Consider the following 20478-nt stretch of genomic DNA (forward strand, 5'->3'; position numbering starts at 1 on the left):
AATAGGTGATAAAGAACTGCAGGCTATTCAGGCTGTGTGTGTAAAGAAACATAGCCTGTTTTTTCAATTATAGATTGACCTTGTCCAGACAAAACCCAATTCAGCAACTTTTTTGTATTTGGTTTTGCCTGGTTGGTTGTTACTGCATAGAACTGGGTTGTCAAAGGATATGTCCCTGTTCGGATGGTGTTGCTGTTAGCAGGAATGTTGTCAATATCCAACACCCTTATCTCCTGATTTTTTATCATTCCCGTAGCAAAATATAAGAAAGAGAAGCCTATTGCATTCCCGAAGTTTTTATAATTGGCTGTTTTTTTAATTATACCACCCATTCCAGCCGCTACATTATTTGTGGGCGGATCAGTAAGTTTATAACCACGCATGGTATGAATTAACATGGTCTGACTACCACTGCCTTCAGGCCGTTGAAAAGCCTTTATCGCTTCCGAATTTCCGCCAAGTTCTTTCCAGTTGGTGATGGAGCCCGAGTAAATTTTCCTGATCTGATCAAGCTGAAGGCCTGTAACTTTGTTTGTAGAATTAACAAAGAACACGAAGGCTTCTTTTCCTATTGGTGTCAGTACCATTTCTATACCCTTTGTTCGGGCATAATCTAATTGCTCCTTTGATGGTCGGGCAACAAAGATAATATCTGCCTTTCCGTCCACCAGGTTCTTGTATGCATTTGGCGTATTGGTACACATCACATCACTATTGTAATGGTTGTATCTTTTATTTGGATAAACAGCCCGGGCAAATGCGGAGTAAACAGGATATAGTGCAGTTGCACCATCCATTACCGGAAGATGATCGTCGATCTTTAATGAAGAAGGACTGCCAAGATCTACAGCTTTTGTATTTTTTGTAAAAGGTTCATAAGGAGAGAGGTTTAGCTCATCGTTAACTACAGGAATATTGTCAATGCGATATTTATTTATCTGACATCCTGCAATAATCAATACACATAACCCCAAAAAGATCCCCATTCCGTTGTATAAAGTTTTGCGCGGCATAAGTTTTGTTGAAAATAAGATGATAAATATAATTAAGGCAATGGTTATGGCGATGGTAATATAGGTGGCATAGGCAGGGCCTCCACCAAAATTAATTATAAATAAAGCCGCAAAACCGGAGAAGCCAACTAGTGTAATTAATAACAGTGTCAGAAATATTCTTAAAATGAGCATACTATATTAAATGCGGCTAATATAACCGTTTCTAAAATTGCTTTAGGCTTGATGATAGGTGAAAGGGAGTTGTTATTAGTTTGTTGTGTGCAGGCTATACCAGAGCTTCGATTTCTTTTGCCGTAAGCTTGGTAGTCTTTGCAATGAAATCAATAGTTAAACCCTCTTTTTTAAGTTCAAGAGCAATTTCTAAAGCTTCTTTACGACGACCTTTAACTTCGCCTTGTTCAATTCCTCTTTCAATCCCCTGTTCAATCCCTTCATCAAGAATTTGTTCTCTTATTGCTTCCATTATACCCATTGTAATTTTTCCTCCAAATAATTTAGTTATTTCTTTATCAAATATAATTTTTAATTTCTTATCCGTCAAAGGGATAAGTTGATCCATGAAGTGCAAGAAGTCTTTAATTTTTTCGTAATTGAACTTCTTGCTTGCTTTCAAGGCTTTCACAATTTTCATTCTAGTGTTGTAGAGTCCATCCTGTGCTTTCTCATTATATATCGCCTCCTGTTGTGCAGCAATGATCACAAGTGCAAATGGGTTGTCCATTTCTATTAATTCTTCTTCAGTATGGTTAAAGATCTGGTAGGTATTGTACTTGAAGTTAAGCTGTGTCCCTAACAGATTAAAATTGTATTGATTTGGTTGTAACTGACTTTTAAGGCCAGTAAATACCGCCAATGATACCACGGCAGACTTGTACTTGTCAGTTAAGCGATACCAATATTGAAATACCCGTCTCGAAAAGTCATTATTCGTAGTTTTTTGTATTTCCAGGTGTAACAAAAAAAGCTCTGTGCTACCATTCATTAAATGTACTTTTACCAGAAGATCAGCAGCACGGCTTCCACCTTTTTGACTCAGCAGGGGCTGGATTTCATGAAGCTCAGTATTCATCCATTCAAAACCTTTGCCCATATTGAAAATCTCGTCCGCGTCATGATAGAAAAAACGCAGTACATAAGGAAAAAAGTCTTCTACAGCACCCTTAAGCAAGATGTCGTTTTTTCTGCGGTGCTTTTTGTCGCCATGATTTACTATTAATGGAAGTGTAGTTTCTATTTCATCCTTCATGCTGTATCTGATTAAACGTAAATATATGCATGAATTATCCTTTGATCCACATGATTGAATTAATTGATTAATTTTAATAATCTATAATGATATATTATTTACTATTTATTCCAATAAACTGTAAAGTATCTCAAATATTTAGGTTTTCATCTGGTGAAATACTGCTACCTCAAAGCCCTACAGGGTAGTATTCTCTGCATATATTTCCTTTTGCTAAAGTAATTTATTAAATTGGTGATACAGTTGTGGTTACGGGCTCATATCCCAACCAGCTACAGCGCTCCCGGTCCTATAGAGGGAGCTGACCCCGGTATCAGACGGAAGGACTAACACCCCAAGCAGTTTTAACGAAAATAACAGCGTATGGCCATTTTGTGGTGTATGCTTCCACATAAATTATATATTATGAAAACAGAATTAGAAATGTTGACATCATATGTAAGTTTACTTATTATGAACCGTTCCGTATATCCGGGATTGGATATGTTAACAACTATAAAAACCGAATGTGCACGATTAAAAGACGTTTTTAATATTTCTTTTAATCATACTGCAGATAGTTTCCAGTTTACTGAAGCTATGAACTCCCGTTATATAAGATTGGTAAATCTTGCCAATTTATTATGGGAAAGAGCCAGATTGCCTAATTCCTTTGCCCGTTTGGCGATGATGGACGTATTGGCGCTGAAACATTTCTTGGAGTACGAGTATCGTAGTTTTTTAGATGCGGACCGTGACTTAACAAGCTTCGAAAGATTCACATTAAAGCATCGTGTATTATCAGAACTTAAGGTCATTAAAGGACATTTGAGGGCTAAGAAAATATCAGAAGCTTTAATCTTGCAGCTAGAGAAAGTATTCCTTGATCTTTTTAAAGAATCAAAATACCCTGTACTTAGTGTTTCCAAGAAGGAATATGTAGAAGCGCTACTTACCAATCTTTCGGCAATGGCTATTGATGATAGGGATAAAGATTGGAATGTGCGGCTCAGGCTTTTGCTAATTAAACTCAACTGCAACCATCTGGGCATTTATAAGTTGCTGCAAGCAGAACAGGAAAAAGAGATTCTTATGATCCGGGATCCGGAAAAGCAATATGATCTGCTATTTGCTAAGGAGATTTGGATCAAGCAAATTCAGATGGAGCGCAAGCTTGCTTATAACACCGATGTAGATGATTTAAAAAGCATGTTGCTGGAGCAAATCAGAATGCTTGGCCCACATTTGAGAGAAAAGATGGAAAGGAGAGCAGCCTTAAAGCCAGAGAAAGTTAAGTACAAGCTTAGTGTAGATGAGCTATCGGTTGTGTTTCATTCTTATTATACCGAAAAAGTTTTCGATTATCCATCAAAAAAGGCGGCAGCAGAAGCTATTTGCGAAAATATTCGAAGTGTCGGGACGGCGGATATTTCGGCGAATTCTCTGCTGAAATATGATAGACTGGAACAACGAAGTGCTGCATTGAATTATTATCGAAGGAGTACTCGGATTTTAGAACAGTTAAAAATCGACTTCGATCTTTAAAAACAGCAGAAAAAGACTGCTTTTATTAAAATAGGGGGTATGACGAAAAATCATACCCCCTTTTGGTTTTTATGTCTGTTTTGAGCCAATGGGGATAGTTGTGGGTTTTTGAAACTATACCCATGTAGGCTTTTCAGTATCGTTTGGCTATGCTAGACTATACCCCTTGGATTGAAATTGTTATCGCTCTTTTGCTTTTGAACCTTTTAATAACGGCTATGAAAGCAAGAATTAACCAATCGTTTAGTACCCGGATGTGCGTCCAGGATAAGAGTATGGCCCTTTGTCTGTTTGACTGCGAGAACACAGCGCCAGACTGCCTGAGTGGTCGATCGTTAGGTTATCTATTGTTTTCACATGTTGTTGCCCATAATCGAAGATATGCACTGTTCAGGCGTAGCGCCAGCAAGGATTAAATATAGAGAACCCACATAAGTGGTAAAGAGTAAAAACGATGAATAAGAACAATGATTAAAAATGGAAACTACAATAAAACACAGGACTAGATTTAGGCTAACAGACAAGACCAAAGAATGGATGGTATACGGCATATGTTTACTTTGTCTCGCTTTGTTTGCTTCTGCCGCTTATGGTAAGATTGCAGATCATGAAACCTTTGTAAAAGGTTTATCTAAAGTCTCTGTGATAGGAGGGGCTGCGGTATACCTTGCCTGGTTTGTTCCGATAGCAGAAATTATAGTTTGTGTTTTATTGTTAGTGCCAGCATTAAGTAAATGGGGACTGTATGGTTTTACAGGACTGATGACGGTCTTTACAGGATACATTTTAAGTATGCTGTTCTGGGCCGAGAAGTTGCCTTGTCATTGCAATCTGATCATCGAGAAATTGAGCTGGGGACAGCATTTATGGTTCAATGTAGGATTTATTGCATTGGCTGTACTTGCCTTGTGGCTAGGGAAAGCAAAACAAACACTTAATAAATAATACTATGTATAATAGCATAAAAAAAATCACTTTGAGCGGGCTAGTTGCTTGCTTGGTGGTAGGATTCAGCGCATTTACAAGCGCTGAGAATAACTCTTCTCTTTTACTAACAAATTACTATCATGTTGGTAGTGGTCAATATGAACAAACACCACCTTTAGACTCTGATTGTTTGGGTATTGAACAGTATCCATGTACAATTTCGTTTGATAATGATCCCAGGGAAGAATACCCCTCATTTGAATATAATGAACTTCAAGATGTAGAGGTAGTTGGAGGAACGGCTAATAAGTCAATAGAAGAAGGGACTTGGCAGTAATAAGTTTATTGATGGAAAGTACAAAGGGGTATTTATGCCCCTTTGTACTTTCTATAAATTAGTTTTGACTGGACAAAAGTAAATCATCAATAATTTTGATGAATGCCTGAGCTGCGGGGTTTGACAAAACATCTTTATGGTTGGGAATATATACTCTATTCTTGTCTACTTCAAACTCAATCCCTCCGTCAGGTCTTGGTGGTCTTGATGAGATAAGCTTCCCGTTCTTCCCTATTATTAATTGTTGTGGTGCTCCTTTAAAGTTGTAGAATTTTAGAAGTGGATGGGTAACACCTAATCCATTTGTATACAAATTAATGGTTCCGGGAGAGGTGTATTTTCCAGTTGAAACGCTTTTTAACCATACCTCTTTACTTTTGTCTTCACTTACGCTAATAAAGACGACATCCCCATTGGCCTTATACCGATCAATAATGGTGTGCATTGCTGCATTTAGGTTGGTGCACCAGGTGCAACCAGTGAACCAAAAGTCCATAATTATGATCTTATCCCTGTAATCAATTAACCTATGAACCTTTCCATTTTTATCCTGGAGTTCAAATGGAAACGCCTGAGCATAATAGTTTTTATTTTTCCAAGCTATGAGGTGACTTTTATATTTTTCCCCTTCTAACCTTTCAATTGCTTTATCAATGTATGACTTGATTTCAGTGGGAAAACGTCTATTCAGTTTACGAATACAGATCAAAATTAATTGATCACGGAGCTCTCCTGAATATTTCGTGCTTAAAATTTTAAAGATCGCATTAAACGAATCTCCAATGGCTGGATTTTTAGTGTATAACTTATACGCATTCCATTCTTTCAGAAAAAGATACTCCGGATAATAAGCAGATTTCACCAAGGCAGAAGAATCTATTCCGTTTTCAAATTCCCTTTTGATGTATTTCTTATAGAAATTCTGAACAGCAGTTGTACCATTTGATCTCCTGGTTTCGCTTCCAAAGGAAGCACTTATGTGAAGCCTACTTAGAAAGTGATATTCAGCCTTAGCAATTGCATCTAGGTAGATGAGATCATAAATGTTCCTATTTAACTGAGGTTTATAACTTTTCAAAATCATGAGGCGCATTTGGATCGCTAATTGTAAACTCTCATCAAGGATGGCAATGCATCTTTCAAAATTTCCTGTTTGACTTAGCTGAATAGATCTGGAAAGTGCACTTTTTGAAGTAGGTTCAATATTGTGGATTAGAAATTGGCAGTTAAGTTTATCTGCTCCTGTCCCGCTAAAACTAAGATTACCATTAGGTCCTATCCGGACATTGATGCTATCTGATTTTTCAAAAATATAAAGTTCCTCCGTACCGATTTCAGTTCTGAAAGGATAGGATATTGGCAAGATTGTGCCTGGGCGTTTAATTCCGCTGTCTCCATTATATTCGGCAGAAAAGGAGACATAGACCAATGCCGATTTTGATTTTATTGTCGATCGAAAGGATCCATCTGCACTAACAGGGATACTTATACTTTCCACTTCATTCAATCTATCGTATCTGTTGTAAATTTTAATAACCAGTTCGTTAAGGGCGAAAAAATTGACTACGGAACTATCTATTCTTCCATTGATTTTGAAACTTCCCTCTGAAGTCTGCGCCTTGCATAAATGACACATTAAAACAGTTGTCAGTAGCAATAGTGATTTCTTTATCATAGTATAATGACTTTAATATTTTTAAATGATAGGTTATCTTAAGTTCTGAATTACTCCGCTGAGTGCTATTTCATCATCTGGGATGGGTAAGATATATCTAGGACTGTTGGGCTCTAGACTATATGTTACACCTTGCAAGTTTCTGGTTAGCGTAATGTTTCTCCCCTCAAGATTTAATCTTTTTAAATCAGTCCATCGCAGGCTTCTCCAAATCAGAGCTTTCCGTCGTTCGGTCAAAACTTTTTCCAGAACATCTTCAGCTGTATTTGCAATAATGGGAGTATAAGTACCCGAAGTTCTTGTTCTAACCAAATCATTTAAAACAATGAGTGCTTCATCTTTTTCATCCCTTCTTGCCAGGCATTCAGCCTTAATCAGATATACCTCGTCTGTAGCTAATCCAGAGAAAGGGACCTGTGAACGGTTATTGATCGGTTTGGTATTATAATTTCCTATTGTATTTTTTCGAAAATATATAGGTAACCTTAAATCTGATGGATCATACGATGCTATTAAATCCGGATCAATTCCATAGCTATTACTAAGCCCATAAGTTATCTGGGAGTAACTACTTATCTGCTTTGTAAAATAGATAATTTCATCGTCATCATAAGAGAAAGCAGAGCTTGCTGTTTTATTTAATGTATTGAAATCAGTTAGCTTGGAATATATACTTAAGCACTTGTCGCTATATATTTCAGCTTTATCATACATCCTCATGCTTATGTAAACCCTGGCTAAAAAGGCATATGCAGCAACTTTTGAAGGGCGGTTTCTTTTGCCATTTATAATATTCTGATTTAATAATTCAGCGGCTTCTAAGGCATCATTAATAATTTGACTATATGTTTTCTCTACCGTGCTTCGCTGGACAATTTCATCAATTCCGGCACTCAATTTTAAAGATATGCCAAGATCAGTTGATGCGGTTGCAGGATTGTAGGCTTTAGAAAATGTACTTACCAGGCAATAGAACGAGTAAGATCTTGCAAAGAGTGCCCAACCCTTTAAAACTTTCAGTTGGCTATCATTATCTACGTCTTTTTTGGAAAGAATATCAAGAACGTTATTACAATAAAAGATTGAAGCATATGGTATTCTCCAATCTGCAACTTTGGTTTCTCCCTCGTAAATATCTTTCGCCCAAATATATGAGTTTCTGGCAGTGGCTGTGGACAGTGCTTCCCAGTCTTCCCGGTTTGGGATAAAGTATTCGTCCGCTGACAATTGTGGTAATGCCATGGTAACATTCATTACATCAATATTGTCAAGGATTAGTTCAAGGTCTTTAATTGTTGTTGGTAATATGGTAGAACTGCTTGGTTTTAGTTCCAGCTTTTCTGTGCAAGAAAATGAAGTGCAGATAATGATTAATATGATTAGTTTTTTCATGATTGCTTTGACTGTTAAAGAGTGATATTGATTCCCAATGATCCACTAAAAGATTGCGGTATATTGGTTGCGCCATAATCAGGGTCAATTTTAAGATTGTTCTCCCTCCATAAGATTCCGAGGTTTTTTGCATAAACAAAAATGTTTGCATTCCTAAAAAAGGAGGTTTGAGTTCTAGATCCTCCAAGGCTAAAAGAGAGCCGGATGTCCTGCAAGCGAATATGATTGCCACTTTCAACCATCACATCCGAATTTTGGAAGAAACCATCCTGCCTGGAAGCAGGGTAGGTCAAGGCTGGAATGTTGGTGGTTAATTCATCACCCGGCTTTTGCCAACGCTTAGCATAGTCTAACATGCTATAACTTGTCAGTGCAGCTGAGCCAAAATTACTCCCAGAAAAAACACCATTTCTTCTAAAATAGTAACCAAGTTTATATGTGATATTAAAAGAAAGTTGAAAGTTACTATAAGCAAAGGTATTTATGAGACTCCCAAAATACTTGGGCGAAGCAGATCCATGATATTTAAGTTGAGTTGGGTCAAGAGTACCAGTGATTGCAGTGTAATCTTTACTTAAGGCTCCATTTAAATAACCTTGTGCTGCTCCCTTATTATCGAGCCCAGCAAATGGAAAACTAAAAATGCCATAATAAGAGTATCCTTCCAAAGGATTCTGTTCATTATTGGATGCAATCTGACTGTTAGATACTTGTTTCACTTTGTAACTGGTTACTTTGTCGGTATTATAGCTGAAGAGTAGTTTTGAGAACCATTGAAGTTTGCCAGTCAGGTTGGTCGTGTTGATTACTGCATCAATGCCTTTTGTTTGAAGATTAGCTCCGTTTCCTCTAAATTGGATGATACCTGTTTGCATTGCAATGGGATTGTTGCTAATAAGGTCGACTGCATTTTTTTCATAAGCATCAATACTACCAGTGATTCTTGTGTTTTTGAAAGAAAAATCTATTCCTAAGTTCCATATTCTTACTTTCTCCCATCTAAGTGATGGGTTTGGAGGGTTTTGTATTACCGCATATGGATTGCCCATTATGTTGTTCGTACTTGTGGTGCTAGCTGTTAAATAAGCAGAGACAGATTTGTCTACATTGCCATTATAGCCATAGGTTGCTCTTAATTTCAACATTGGGAACCAATCTTGGGAAAAGAATTTTTCCTCGCTGATTATCCAGGATATCCCAGTAGACCATAATGGAACACCCTTTTGATTGGTCTTAACACCGAATAGGTTTGATTCATCTCTTCTAATACTACCACTCAGTATATAACGATTTTTATAAGTATAGGATGTGTTGGAATAATAGGACTGATTAATACTAATTGTTCCCAATAGATCAGGTGCTGTTGGGATTGTACCAGATGCAGAACTGTAATAATAATCATATAGAAATAAAGGATCAATGGTACTATTAGCATGTGTTAGATTTATGGGATCATAGCCATAGTATGTTTGTCCATTCGATGTCGCTCTGGTGTCGCCACCTTCGTAACCTGCTATTACATTTATCTCATGGTCTTTTATTATTGTCTTATTTAGATTAAGCTGTGCTCTAAATACCTTTGATACAAAGTCACGACGAACCTCCCTGTTGATGTTTCCGACTGGGATTACTCGATTTACTGTATTACCAATTATTGTCGAATATTGGTTTATCATGTTTCTGGTATAATACCAGTTTGTATCCCGATCCGATTTCTGAATAGAACTCTCTTTTAAATATTGATAGTTTACAGAAAGATCGAGGCCATTTATGATTCTAATATTATTGCCCACCTTTATCCTAAGTTGATCAACCCGATTTGAAAGATAGCTTGAAAGTTCATCTTTGGGAAAATAATGCCAATCTAATAAATTTCCATTGCCAACGGTGTCCACGTATGACATCCTAAATGCTGTGCTCGAGTTCAGTACAACAGGTACTGAACGGCCATTCTCATCAGCTATTCTATCATAAGGACTTTTTGGAGAATATAAGCTGGGATTAGAATTGGTATTGCTAGCCGTATAACTTATATCTCCCGAAATGTGCCATCTGTTCTTTAATAGTGAAAATGTGTTTTTTGCATTAATAGAAAGTCTATCAAAGTCTTCGGTCACTTTGTCTGCGAGATTCTTATCATATCCAGCAGATATATAATAAGTATGATTTTCCGTGCCTCCTCTTAAATTTAACTGATATTGTTGTTGGGATTGATTTCTGTAAACATATTTATTTAGATCGCGGCGGACATCAAGATCCTTTAATCTATCTATTTGTGCAGCCGAATCCAATGAGCTTATAGTGTTGTTTTTTCGTTGATTGAAAATTTCAACTGCAGCAGAGACAGAATTGTATGGATTACTGAAGCGGCTATTATAAAACCCCTTCGAAAAAAGGAATTCTTCTAATCCAATAAAATCTGATGAAGACAGTTGATCAACTAGATATAAATTCGGTTTACCAGTAATGGTGAATGTAGATGATACATTAATAGCCAATTTTTGGTTTTTACGCCCGCTTTTAGTGATGATGACGACAACCCCGTTCCCTGATCTTGTTCCCCAAATTGAGGAGGCAGTAGCATCTTTTAACAAATGTATAGTTTCTATGTCTGCTGGATTGATTTGGTCGATAGTTCCATCATACGGAAATCCGTCTAAAACTATCAATGGCTCGGCATTTGCAAAAATGGTACTGCGGCCATGAATTGATATTTTTGGCGTATTGCTAATGCCCATGCCACGGTTCAACAATAGCCCACTGGCAACACCTTCCAGTCTATCGACGATGTTAATACCAACACTCCGATTCAGAGTTTTTTCATCGATTGTAGTAAACGAACCGGTGGCTCTTTCTTTTGGAATGTTTTGATATCCTGTGGATACTATCTCAACTTCTTGAAGATTTTTATCATCGTTATCTAGTGCAATAACAAATGGGTCTTTTAGGGGAACTTGGATGGTGATGTTTTTGGTTTTATAACTAAGGTGGGATATGGATATATTATAGGTTCCGTTGCTTAGCGTTAGGATAAACTCTCCCTTATCGTTGCTTACTGTAGAATGGTTTGGTGTTGTTACTTTTATGACTGCTCCGGGTAAAGCTTCGCTGGTTGTGGAAGAAATGACTTTCCCTAATATGGCTTTTTTATTTGGTAAAAGTAGTGTGCTTTGGCTTTGTGCTCGAGTGTTGAAATTTAGGCAAAGCGTGGCCACTACGATGATTTGTATCGTTTTAAACATATTTGGTTAGAGGTTAAAACCTACAAGCTAGACATGAGGAATTGATTCCGCATCTGGCTTGCAGGTGATTAATGGATTAAAAAATTAAGCGCAAAATGCTTGAAGATGGATTTTTATCTATATGGGTGGACAGATTACAAGCGAAATAATGTTGCGATAATTGGTTTTGTTTTTCAGTTTCATATCTCATTTAAATTAGTTGAGTTTTAAATGAGCCTTGTTTAAGACAAAGGGGCGGGTCCCTTTTTTCAATTGTCAACAAGGTACTAGCACATACCCCAAAACAATATCCAATAGGAACCCAACCCCTAAGATTGCGCAAATATACGCAATAGCGGGTATGGGTTCATTTCCTATTGCTCGTTTTGGTTCAAAAAGTGCTAGTTTCTGTTGACGAGGCTCGTGAAATTATCCAAAATACCTACAAGGTATTCATGTCTTTTTTTACGTTTTAGTTATTCCACATCTTATTACTTAGTTGATTGCAATCATTACTGTAAATTTAATCATTCTTTTTTACAATGTGGTAATATTGACACGTTTTGTTTTTGACTCCTTTTGTATTATGCTGTATGAGCAATAATTATCAAATCATAGGCTACAATCTAAGAAGGATAAGAAAAAGTAACGGGCTTAGCCAAGATGATCTTGCTGCTAAATGTAAAACAGTAGATCGTGCTAAAATAAGTAAGATTGAGAATGCCCGTGTGGACTATATGATTTCTACATTATTTGAAATATGTGATGCATTAAATGTGTCAGTAATCGAAATGTTAACAAAGGAGGAAGAGTAATGTGGCACTAGTTGCCATCTAATTTGGGAAGTTTCTTCATACAGGTTTTGATTTTAGCCGACAAGAAAAATCAGCATATCTTTTTTTGAGGAATGAGCTGATAAGGCTTTGATTTGTTTATGAAATATCTTTATAGTGTTCTCTTCCTTTTATCAGGGCTCGTTGTTCATTCACAAAAAGGATCTTATTATCTAAAGCTAACTCCACATACAGGTGTTTTAACCTACGGTTTTCCTACTCCAGCTCCTTAAGCCGACGAAGTTCCTGATTATCCATTTCTGAGTATTTCTTCTTCCAATCGTAGAAGGTAGCCTAATGAACATCTAGGCTACGGCAGATATCTGCTGCTGATTTACCTGCTTCATGCTCTTTGATCGCTGCTACGATCTGTACTTCACCGATTTTTGACTTTTTCATCTTACTGTTTTAAAGTTACGAATTTTCGCATTTTATCCGATATTTTGGAAGGGTTACAACCTAATACCTTTAATTACTGGAGTGTTTTTAAGGAGTTCGAGATGCTGCGAAATAATATCATTCATGTCAAAGATGAATTACTAAATCACGATGATAATGATAAGACGATAATTGGTTTGTCGTTAAACGAATCGGCGTTCAAGAACATAGATTCCGCAAAAAATCTGATAGGTGATTTGGCAAAACTTCTTCCTGGACATACTGAATACCCCATTATGCAAAACTGTGGAAGATCTTGTGCCGATTGTAAAAGAAAGCTGGGGAGATTTGGGATTTCGTCGCGTTGAATAATTTTATATCTTTTTTCATTTGTTTTTACCGGCTTTAAATTCAAGTTTCATCAATTGTATCGTTAATTAGTTGCAGATTATTTCCGACTCTTCCGGCGGTGATCCATCCCGATTCGGAAAAGTTTGAGATAGCTGGTTTGCATTTGTATGCCTCGTAAGAAAGATACCGTTTTACGGGCAAGTCTGATACAAAAAGGGGATAGCTCATTTTGTTCATTCCTGAAATATATAAAGCAATGTAACCATAATGATAAACCGCTTCCTCTCGGCACATTTGCTTATCATCCTTACTGTTGTGATCCAGATAAAACCCAAGGTAATTTCTTGATTCCTCCTTGTCGTAAAAAGTAAAGGTGCTGTCATGCAACAAGGTCATCACACACAGCAGGATGTCATCGCTATTCTTGTTGACCTGAAGCAGGTATTTATCATCAATTTCGAACTTGCTCAAGACTTGCCTGATCGCGGTTTCAATTTCATTTTTAAAAGTGTCAGTTTCAAAGACTGCGGTATAATGGATGGCTCCCCGGATTACTTTTTGAACACCGTCGATCCTCCTTTCAATTTTATCAGCCAGCTCTTTTACTGTGCGTAAACTCTCTTCAAGTTCGGCCTCTTTTTCCTGCGTATGGTCCCCCAGTTTTTTAACTTCATTAATTAAATACTCTGTTCTGCGAGTTGTCAGGTAATGGAACCCATTTTTTTTGATATAGTGTCGCTGGAGCAGTTCTGTCGCTTCTGCTTTGGTGAATCCGGTATATTGCTTTAAATGTTCTTCCGGCAAGTCATCCAGACCGTCAGAATACAGAATATGAAATAACTTGGAATTAATCTTCTGTATGGACACTGCACTAAGCATATAGTCGCTGTATTCATCTTCAGTCTTGAAAGTCTTGGCGATCTCCGTAAAATTAGCCCGGTCGCTCTGCTGTTCAAAAAGTTTGAACTTAGTGTATCTGGCATTCACTTTTTTATGAAACATCCCTTGATTTCTATCGTTGTGGGCAATAAAATGAGCCAGCTCTCTGATTAGGCCGTTACCTTCAATATGCTCTCTGGAAACGATCAGTAAGGTGCGAATGGTATCCTCATCAAAAGTGTCATTTTCTATTTTGATCATACATTTGGCAATCGCCTGTTTTATCTTAGCAGACATGTGATCACTTTTTGATGGTGGTTAACTGATTTTTCCGCAACGTTTCGATCTCAGTTTTCAGCTCTTTTTGCTCTTTCAGGGAGGCTTCATGTTTCTGTTCAGAAGTTCTGCGCTGAGTTTCACTTTCCAGGATCTCACGTTCTTTTTGCAAATTCCCTAAGAAGATCCCGATAGTTAACAGACCTCCCGCTATTGTTATAAGACAACTCCATAGACCTATAATGGTTAAATTGCTTAAAAAGTTTTTTCGAGATGGATCTTGATACACGCCGTTGGATTCGACATAACCGATAGTTTTTTGAATAAGGACTTTGAAATTTTCCTTTTTTGATTCTTCAAAAACATGCTCTGTATAAGCATAATCCCGGGAATGATTGTCCACCGTTCTTGTGAGGAAAATATTATCGAGCCTATTGGTTAGAGAGGAGTTTTCGCCGAGATAAAGAGTCAGTGTATCCTTCAGCGATGCTTTCCATGTATTTCCTTCCAGAATGTTACTGATTAAGTTTAGTTCAATCAGATGCTGTTTTAATGTAGCGATGGCTATGCTTTTTTTACTAGGCATTTGTTGGTTTTACGGTGTGGTCTATACCAATATACGCTTACTTTTTATTCTTTGGTAAGAGATTGACCATAGTGCCATTTTTTTCTGATGACGAGATGTTCTAATACCGGGTCATGTCTTATCCTTTCTATTTCAGCATGTACGATCTCCTTTATGTCTTCTTTAATTTCAAAGTGTTCTGTAAGGAACAGCTTTTCCTGCTTTTCAACATTCTTCAGAAACAAAGTACGATCAACGATGTCTAACGTGATGTCGTTATTCTGATATGTAAGACATCTATTAATTTGGCTAAACCAACTATGCAGATTACCTCGGCAGTAAAAAAGGTAAGCTTAAAAGATGTTCGAATCAAAAATCCAAACCAGTCTGATAAAAAACCATCCGAATCCATAATGGTCCAGGCATATTTTAATGCGGATGACATAATAAAAGCGATGGCGGATGTCAGAAACAGTTCACCAGCCTTTTGAACGTCAAGATGAAGTTTTACATAATTTTCAGGTTGTAATACTTTAAAATAAGAAAAACAGACGGATGAAAGAGCGATTAACATTGCAAATCCAATATTGCTGAGATTTATGCTCTTATTCTCGCTACCGGCGAAATATATTAATAGCGCAATGCCTGCACTGACAATGAAAATAAAAAATGGAAAGCTGACGCACAAGTACCATGCAGCGGTTTGAAAACGGTTTAGGTTTGGATTAGCATCAGGATGAATGTACTTTTTTAGTTTTTCTGCATTCATTGCATTTAAGTTGAATCGTAATTTATAGTTCTAAAGCTTATTCAGTATATCAAAGATCATGGTCGTTTTTACAAATAGTCGTTTTCCCGATCAAGGGTGTTTTCATCTTTTAATAAGGCACCCAAACTTAGCAAAATATGAACAATCACCCCGATAACAATATAAGAGCAAAAAAATGCGATACCCTTATTGGAAAAAAAAACATAAAAAATCGATGGTACAATAATTCCAAAGGTGAGAATTAGACTTGTAGTAACCTTGAAATAGCTTATGATCGGAGGCAACGGTGCTTCGTTTTGTTTTATAAGGTGAAAGAGTCTGGGTAGAATTTCATATTGAAAGTCCAAACTTACTTTGGATAATAGCTTTTTAGTAAGAAATTTAGATTTATACACTTTATTTATTCTCTTTAAGTCCTTAAGTATTTCAATGGAATAGTGCCCTACGGGAAATGTCTCAGGAAAATAGGCGCCTTCTTCGCAACAGTACCAAATATGATTCGCATCGTTCATCATTATGAACTTCTCCATTTCTTCGAACGAATAAATGTAGTTGCCTGGATATTCTGTGTAGGTCAACTTTGAATTAAAATAATCTTCGTCTGAAAACATATACATTTGAAGTACTAGATTTACTATAGGAAAAGACATGTGATCGTTGATCAATGATTTATATTTTGCATATTTTACCGGATCGTTATAAGAAGGATAATTGAAGTCTTCATATGAAATTAAATTTTTAATCGATTTTCCATGTTTGAAGCTAGCAATATTTGGATTTGTCGTGTTCCAGTAATTATGATCTCTCAAAAAATTAAAACAAACCTTTCTAAAATAAGTGAGTTGATTTGAAAGCTTCAATATTTCTGGTGCCCGCTGGATTTTTTCCTGTCTAATTGCCGTCACTTTTGTAACGATATATCCCAAAATAAATGAAGCAATCACGCCGCTAGCAATGTTTGTAAATTCAAATACTTTTCCTAAACTGGTAACCTCATGCGGAAATTTCTTAAGGTATAAAAGAGTACATATGGTTAATACACTAACAAAGAGTGCTGAAATTATTATGTACCTATTTATCAGTGTATTCCAGGTGTTCAGCCACCACAAAAATATTTTTGATCTGGGCTTATGTTCGCCTGTATTAAAGGTTGTTTCATAATAGTATGATGGTAAATAAAATAGGCGAATACTTTTAGCCTTATTTTGAATCGAACCGTCCTTTTCAGGCAACAGGTAGTCGACGGTAATATCTGCCAGTGAAACGTAATTTTCAAATACGCTGTGATTTTTACGCACCCATGCACTTAAGTACTTACTAAGCTCAGAATTTAGATTTTCGACGTTCTGATCCCAATCATGCTCATTTAAATCGATACTGTAATAGTTAACATTTTCTTTTTTTTCTTCACGTATGCTTCCAGCAAGATCTATTGTATCAAAGTGTTGGACGATAAACACTTCAATAGCCTGGCGTAAGATTTCATTGTCAGTTGGTTTCTCCATGAGTGTTAATTTAATGAATAGTTAAAGTTATATATAATTACTAACAACTCTCCATAAAGATATTTACTCCCTTCCCGACCTTGGCTCATAAAACCATTGAGCCATGAACAACACCATAACAGAACACGAGAGCCTAGAGTTTAACTGCAAACATTCCCCTAAGATCAAAAGGATTGTCACATATTTGAGTAAAAAGTCAGATCCAAGATCCGGGGAAGAAGGGAGTCCATTGCAACACTTAGAGGGTATTTTTAGTGTCATTAGAAAAATCTATAAGAACAAGAAAAATGAGGACTAACGTATTTATGGCTTAATCCTATTGTATATTTGACAGATTTTTATTTTGTAAATTATCCTGTAACAGAATGTATGAGAAAGAACCTATCTACATAGAAAAATGAATTAAGTAGGTACAATATTGCATTTTTTCAATTATTTGATTGATCAAGGTTTGTTTGCTACAGTAAAATATTTTCAATCGAATATCCCAATTCCTGTTCAAGTGAAGAACTTTCTAAATCAGGATCAATATCTACTTCTTTTAGAATAAGTTTTGTGTCTCGGTGATCTCTATAAGCATCAATAGCTTTGGGGAATGTTAGCCCTGTCATCGATTCTATCAGCTGAATGTTAACTTGATAGGTATCAGCACTATCGAATCTCAAAAAAAGGTCATCGTCGTCAGTGGCTATTTCTAATTCCTCTATCAATCCATTAGCTATTAATAGGCTATTTTGACTCATGATAAATCCAACCCGGTGAAGTGTTCCGTCGCTTTTTGGGTAGACGATCACCTTCCAGAATAATACCGGTATTTGCACTGATTGGCCTTTAATTGCTTTAATAAAATAGGGATTACGTTCAGCGAGGACTGGGCCACTGAATACACAGATACGCAACGAGTTTTTTTTCGTTTCTGAATTGAGTATATAATTTTCCAATCTTTTCCAAAGGCTCCTATTCAGGTCTTTGTGTTGCGGGACTGCATTGGGATAATAAAATGTCGATTCGGCAGCGAGCATCGCTACATGTTGTGTTGTCCCCCATTGGACGTCCTCACGTTTTGTCATATGGCCGCGATCAAACTTGGCTTCTTTATCTCCATAAAATTCCATACCCCACTGATATTTTCCAACTCGTACATCTTTTCTCCACCTGTCTTTTCTTGGTGCGTTTTGGAAGTTTAGTCCGTCGATATTTGAAGCGCTAAAAAAGGCAAGTTTATGTGACTTGGACATTGCGACACTATAATTCATGTAATCCAGAATTCCATTGTCTTTGTCTTGTACAACAAGCAGATCCAACAATTGGCCGGCATCTAAAGTGGGGAGAGGAACAGCTTCGTTTCCTGAACAATTGTCTAACAAGAAGTTAGGATTATATCCTTGGCTGGCAGTGTCAACTTTCATTTGTTATTTTCATATATTCCGCTCTTACAAATTCTATTATGCCATTTATGTGTATCCCTTCATTTCTGGATTTTATACCGTCAGGTAGGTCACTCTCACCGGGTTTCCTATTACCGCCGCTGTGATGTAACGCAGCAACTTGCCACCTTGAATTGAAAACTGGTGACCCAGAAGATCCTTTTAAGGTGTCTGTTAGGTATTGAATTACTCGTGTGTCGGAATGAGTTACGATATTGTGGTAAAGCGATATTTGTTTCATTCCACCACCAGGATGTTGAATGATATTAACGAAGTCATTTTTATCTACCTCAACAGGTTCCAGTTTTAAGAATCCATATACCGAAAGAGCTGTGTCATCGATTAAACAAAATACAGCGACATCTTTATCGTGTACAGGGGAAGTAAGCCAAGGACCTGTTGAGTCTATTTGAAAACTCTTTGATTTCTTGGTTTCCCCGTATATATCCATTTCAAAATCAAAAATAACTCTGGCACTTGAACAATGATCTCTGTTATTTAAAACGTGATAATTGGTCATAAAAAACAGGCGGTCTATGCCATCGATCCTAAATAAAAAACCCGTACCAACATCTGTTCTAGCTCCCCGCTGAATTTCAACTTTCGCAACAGACCTGCTTTTTATCACACCTTGCTCCAGAAAATTAATAGGTAGCAGACTGCTTGCTGCAAAGGTGAGTACTTCGAGTGTCTGTTTTGACACAGGTTTCCATCCTGAATTTTTGTCAATTTCGGGACTTAAGGAGTAGTCAATTTCCTCCTCATTAAGAGCGGCAATTAAATACGGATTACCCTCATAGTCTTTTAGGACCTGTTTAACAAGCTCATCGACAAGATTCATTTTGTTGGCCTCATCGAGCGTACTGTTCCACATGTCTTCAGCGTTACCACTAAAAGTGATTTTTTGAATCTTTATTCCTGCATGAGTGGCGTATCGTTGTACACTTTGCTGACTAGGAGCAAGATACGCGAGAACGTCATTCAATTGGGTTAGTTTTTTGCTCCAACTCATTTCTCGAAAATTTCTTTGTAATCTAAGGTAATGTATTTAATCAACCTGTCTATTTTTTCCCTATCGATACAGTAGTTAATCAAATAGGAGGACATTGATGCGGCATTCCCTTCCACTAGATGCGATCTGGGTATTCCTAACTTTGTTGCTAATGTTTGTATCGCCTGTGAGGTGTTATAGAACATGGGTAAACGTTCCAACAACAGATCTAATGTGATGCCAGCAATCGGTACGCTTGAAACTCTTTTGTATAGTAAATCAAGTTTTGCCTTTTCGAGTGGGTTATTCATTTCCGAAGGAGCGAAATAATATGCATCAAAAAGGGGATCAACTAGATCGGTGTTAATTAAATACCTGCCATTTCTGTCTTTATCTTTGCGATAGTGTTCAAAGAACCTTTCCACATATGATCTAACGTTTCGACCCACATTGTTTAATGCGGAACAGAATACAAAATCATAAAGAAAATTATTTTCAGTTTCATATTCCATTACACTAAACGGATGACTAATTACTGAATGTCCAGTCCTGATTACTGAAATCATTTTGTGGCTATCAATTTGTAAAAATCCCCTTGGAATACCTTTTGTGGTTGGAAAACTACGGGACCATTCTCGGGTATATCTAATCCATTTTGCATTATTGATGTTTAGCAAGTCACCTTCTTTAAGCTTAAGGTCATCTATAATTGAACCTGTAATTGCGATAGGAATTCCCATAGAAGCATTGCAACTTGACGTTACGCAAAATAATGCAGCGCCATCTGCGGCTCTTGGGAGTTTCATTGTTCCTATGCCCCCGAGAACTATTTTTGATTTTCCGGAAGGTTGGTATTCTATCCGTGCATCGTTTTTAAATATGAGTTCATTTTCACTTCGCAACCGCAACGCGGAAGAACCTTCATTCCAATAGAGCCCAGGTATCCGAGCAATTGACTCCGAAAGTGTAAAATTGCGCAGATTCACTTGTTGATTCCAGAAGGCATCGGGTGTTGCTAGAATTTGATTCCAAAACAACCTCTCATCCTCGAAAAATAGTTGATGATCAGGACTTATTTCTTCTGATACCCAGCTTTGATCTCCAGAAATACTATAGCTTTCTAAAGTTTCGAGAATCCTAGTGGCCTTGCTTGTTTTTGAATCCAT

The 20478-nt window shown here is 37.0% G+C and carries 16 protein-coding genes; 4 read left to right on the forward strand and 12 right to left on the reverse strand.

Annotation, left to right across the window (positions count from 1 at the left end; translation table 11 throughout):
- Positions 1-23 precede the first annotated feature (23 nt).
- On the reverse strand, positions 24-1187 hold the full coding sequence (locus WC623_RS15320; protein ID WP_372852584.1) for a PstS family phosphate ABC transporter substrate-binding protein: 1164 nt from the start codon (positions 1185-1187) through the stop codon (positions 24-26).
- Positions 1188-1281: 94 nt separating this feature from the next.
- Positions 1282-2262, reverse strand: coding sequence for a hypothetical protein (locus WC623_RS15325; protein ID WP_372852586.1), 981 nt, complete (start codon positions 2260-2262; stop codon positions 1282-1284).
- Positions 2263-2667: 405 nt separating this feature from the next.
- On the opposite strand from WC623_RS15325, the gene WC623_RS15330 reads away from it, so the two are divergent.
- From WC623_RS15330 to WC623_RS15340, 3 genes are all read left to right on the forward strand, one after another.
- Positions 2668-3786, forward strand: a complete 1119-nt coding sequence (locus WC623_RS15330; protein WP_372852588.1) for a hypothetical protein — start codon at positions 2668-2670, stop codon at positions 3784-3786.
- 477 nt (positions 3787-4263) lie between these two features.
- A complete protein-coding gene (locus WC623_RS15335) occupies positions 4264-4731 on the forward strand; it encodes a MauE/DoxX family redox-associated membrane protein (protein ID WP_372852590.1) in 468 nt (155 codons plus the stop codon).
- Between the two features lie 31 nt (positions 4732-4762).
- Complete coding sequence (locus WC623_RS15340) at positions 4763-5050, forward strand: hypothetical protein (protein ID WP_372852591.1); 288 nt, start codon at positions 4763-4765, stop codon at positions 5048-5050.
- Between the two features lie 58 nt (positions 5051-5108).
- Here the strand turns inward: WC623_RS15340 and WC623_RS15345 are convergent, their stop codons facing one another.
- The 3 genes from WC623_RS15345 to WC623_RS15355 are packed head-to-tail and all read right to left on the reverse strand — an operon-like array spanning position 5109 to position 11359.
- Positions 5109-6725: a TlpA family protein disulfide reductase gene (locus tag WC623_RS15345; protein WP_372852593.1), complete on the reverse strand. Its 1617-nt coding sequence runs from the start codon at positions 6723-6725 to the stop codon at positions 5109-5111.
- A 33-nt stretch (positions 6726-6758) separates the two neighbouring features.
- Entirely contained in the window at positions 6759-8117 is a 1359-nt protein-coding gene (locus tag WC623_RS15350; RefSeq protein ID WP_372852595.1) for a RagB/SusD family nutrient uptake outer membrane protein, read from the reverse strand.
- A gap of 14 nt (positions 8118-8131) precedes the next feature.
- Entirely contained in the window at positions 8132-11359 is a 3228-nt protein-coding gene (locus WC623_RS15355; protein ID WP_372852597.1) for a SusC/RagA family TonB-linked outer membrane protein, read from the reverse strand.
- Positions 11360-11931: 572 nt separating this feature from the next.
- Here WC623_RS15355 and WC623_RS15360 point away from each other — a divergent pair.
- A complete protein-coding gene (locus WC623_RS15360) occupies positions 11932-12153 on the forward strand; it encodes a helix-turn-helix domain-containing protein (RefSeq protein ID WP_372852599.1) in 222 nt (73 codons plus the stop codon).
- An 807-nt stretch (positions 12154-12960) separates the two neighbouring features.
- Here the strand turns inward: WC623_RS15360 and WC623_RS15365 are convergent.
- From WC623_RS15365 to WC623_RS15395, 7 genes are all read right to left on the reverse strand, one after another.
- Positions 12961-14076 carry a hypothetical protein gene (locus tag WC623_RS15365; RefSeq protein ID WP_372852601.1) on the reverse strand — a complete coding sequence of 372 codons (1116 nt, stop codon included), beginning with the start codon at positions 14074-14076 and terminating at the stop codon, positions 12961-12963.
- A 4-nt stretch (positions 14077-14080) separates the two neighbouring features.
- Entirely contained in the window at positions 14081-14641 is a 561-nt protein-coding gene (locus tag WC623_RS15370; protein WP_372852603.1) for a hypothetical protein, read from the reverse strand.
- 241 nt (positions 14642-14882) lie between these two features.
- Positions 14883-15389, reverse strand: coding sequence for a hypothetical protein (locus tag WC623_RS15375; protein WP_372852605.1), 507 nt, complete (start codon positions 15387-15389; stop codon positions 14883-14885).
- Between the two features lie 68 nt (positions 15390-15457).
- The gene (locus WC623_RS15380; RefSeq protein WP_372852607.1) at positions 15458-16894 is read right to left on the reverse strand and encodes a hypothetical protein; all 1437 of its coding nucleotides are present in this window, start codon (positions 16892-16894) and stop codon (positions 15458-15460) included.
- 458 nt (positions 16895-17352) lie between these two features.
- Positions 17353-18303 carry a DNA/RNA non-specific endonuclease gene (locus tag WC623_RS15385; RefSeq protein ID WP_372852609.1) on the reverse strand — a complete coding sequence of 317 codons (951 nt, stop codon included), beginning with the start codon at positions 18301-18303 and terminating at the stop codon, positions 17353-17355.
- Positions 18293-19333: a trypsin-like peptidase domain-containing protein gene (locus WC623_RS15390; protein WP_372852611.1), complete on the reverse strand. Its 1041-nt coding sequence runs from the start codon at positions 19331-19333 to the stop codon at positions 18293-18295. Before WC623_RS15390 ends, WC623_RS15385 begins: the two co-directional genes overlap by 11 nt.
- Entirely contained in the window at positions 19330-20478 is a 1149-nt protein-coding gene (locus WC623_RS15395) for a hypothetical protein (protein ID WP_372852613.1), read from the reverse strand. The genes WC623_RS15390 and WC623_RS15395 overlap by 4 nt, the downstream gene beginning before the upstream one ends.

This window comes from Pedobacter sp. (assembly GCF_041645105.1).
In the GTDB taxonomy this organism is placed as follows: Bacteria; Bacteroidota; Bacteroidia; order Sphingobacteriales; family Sphingobacteriaceae; genus Pedobacter.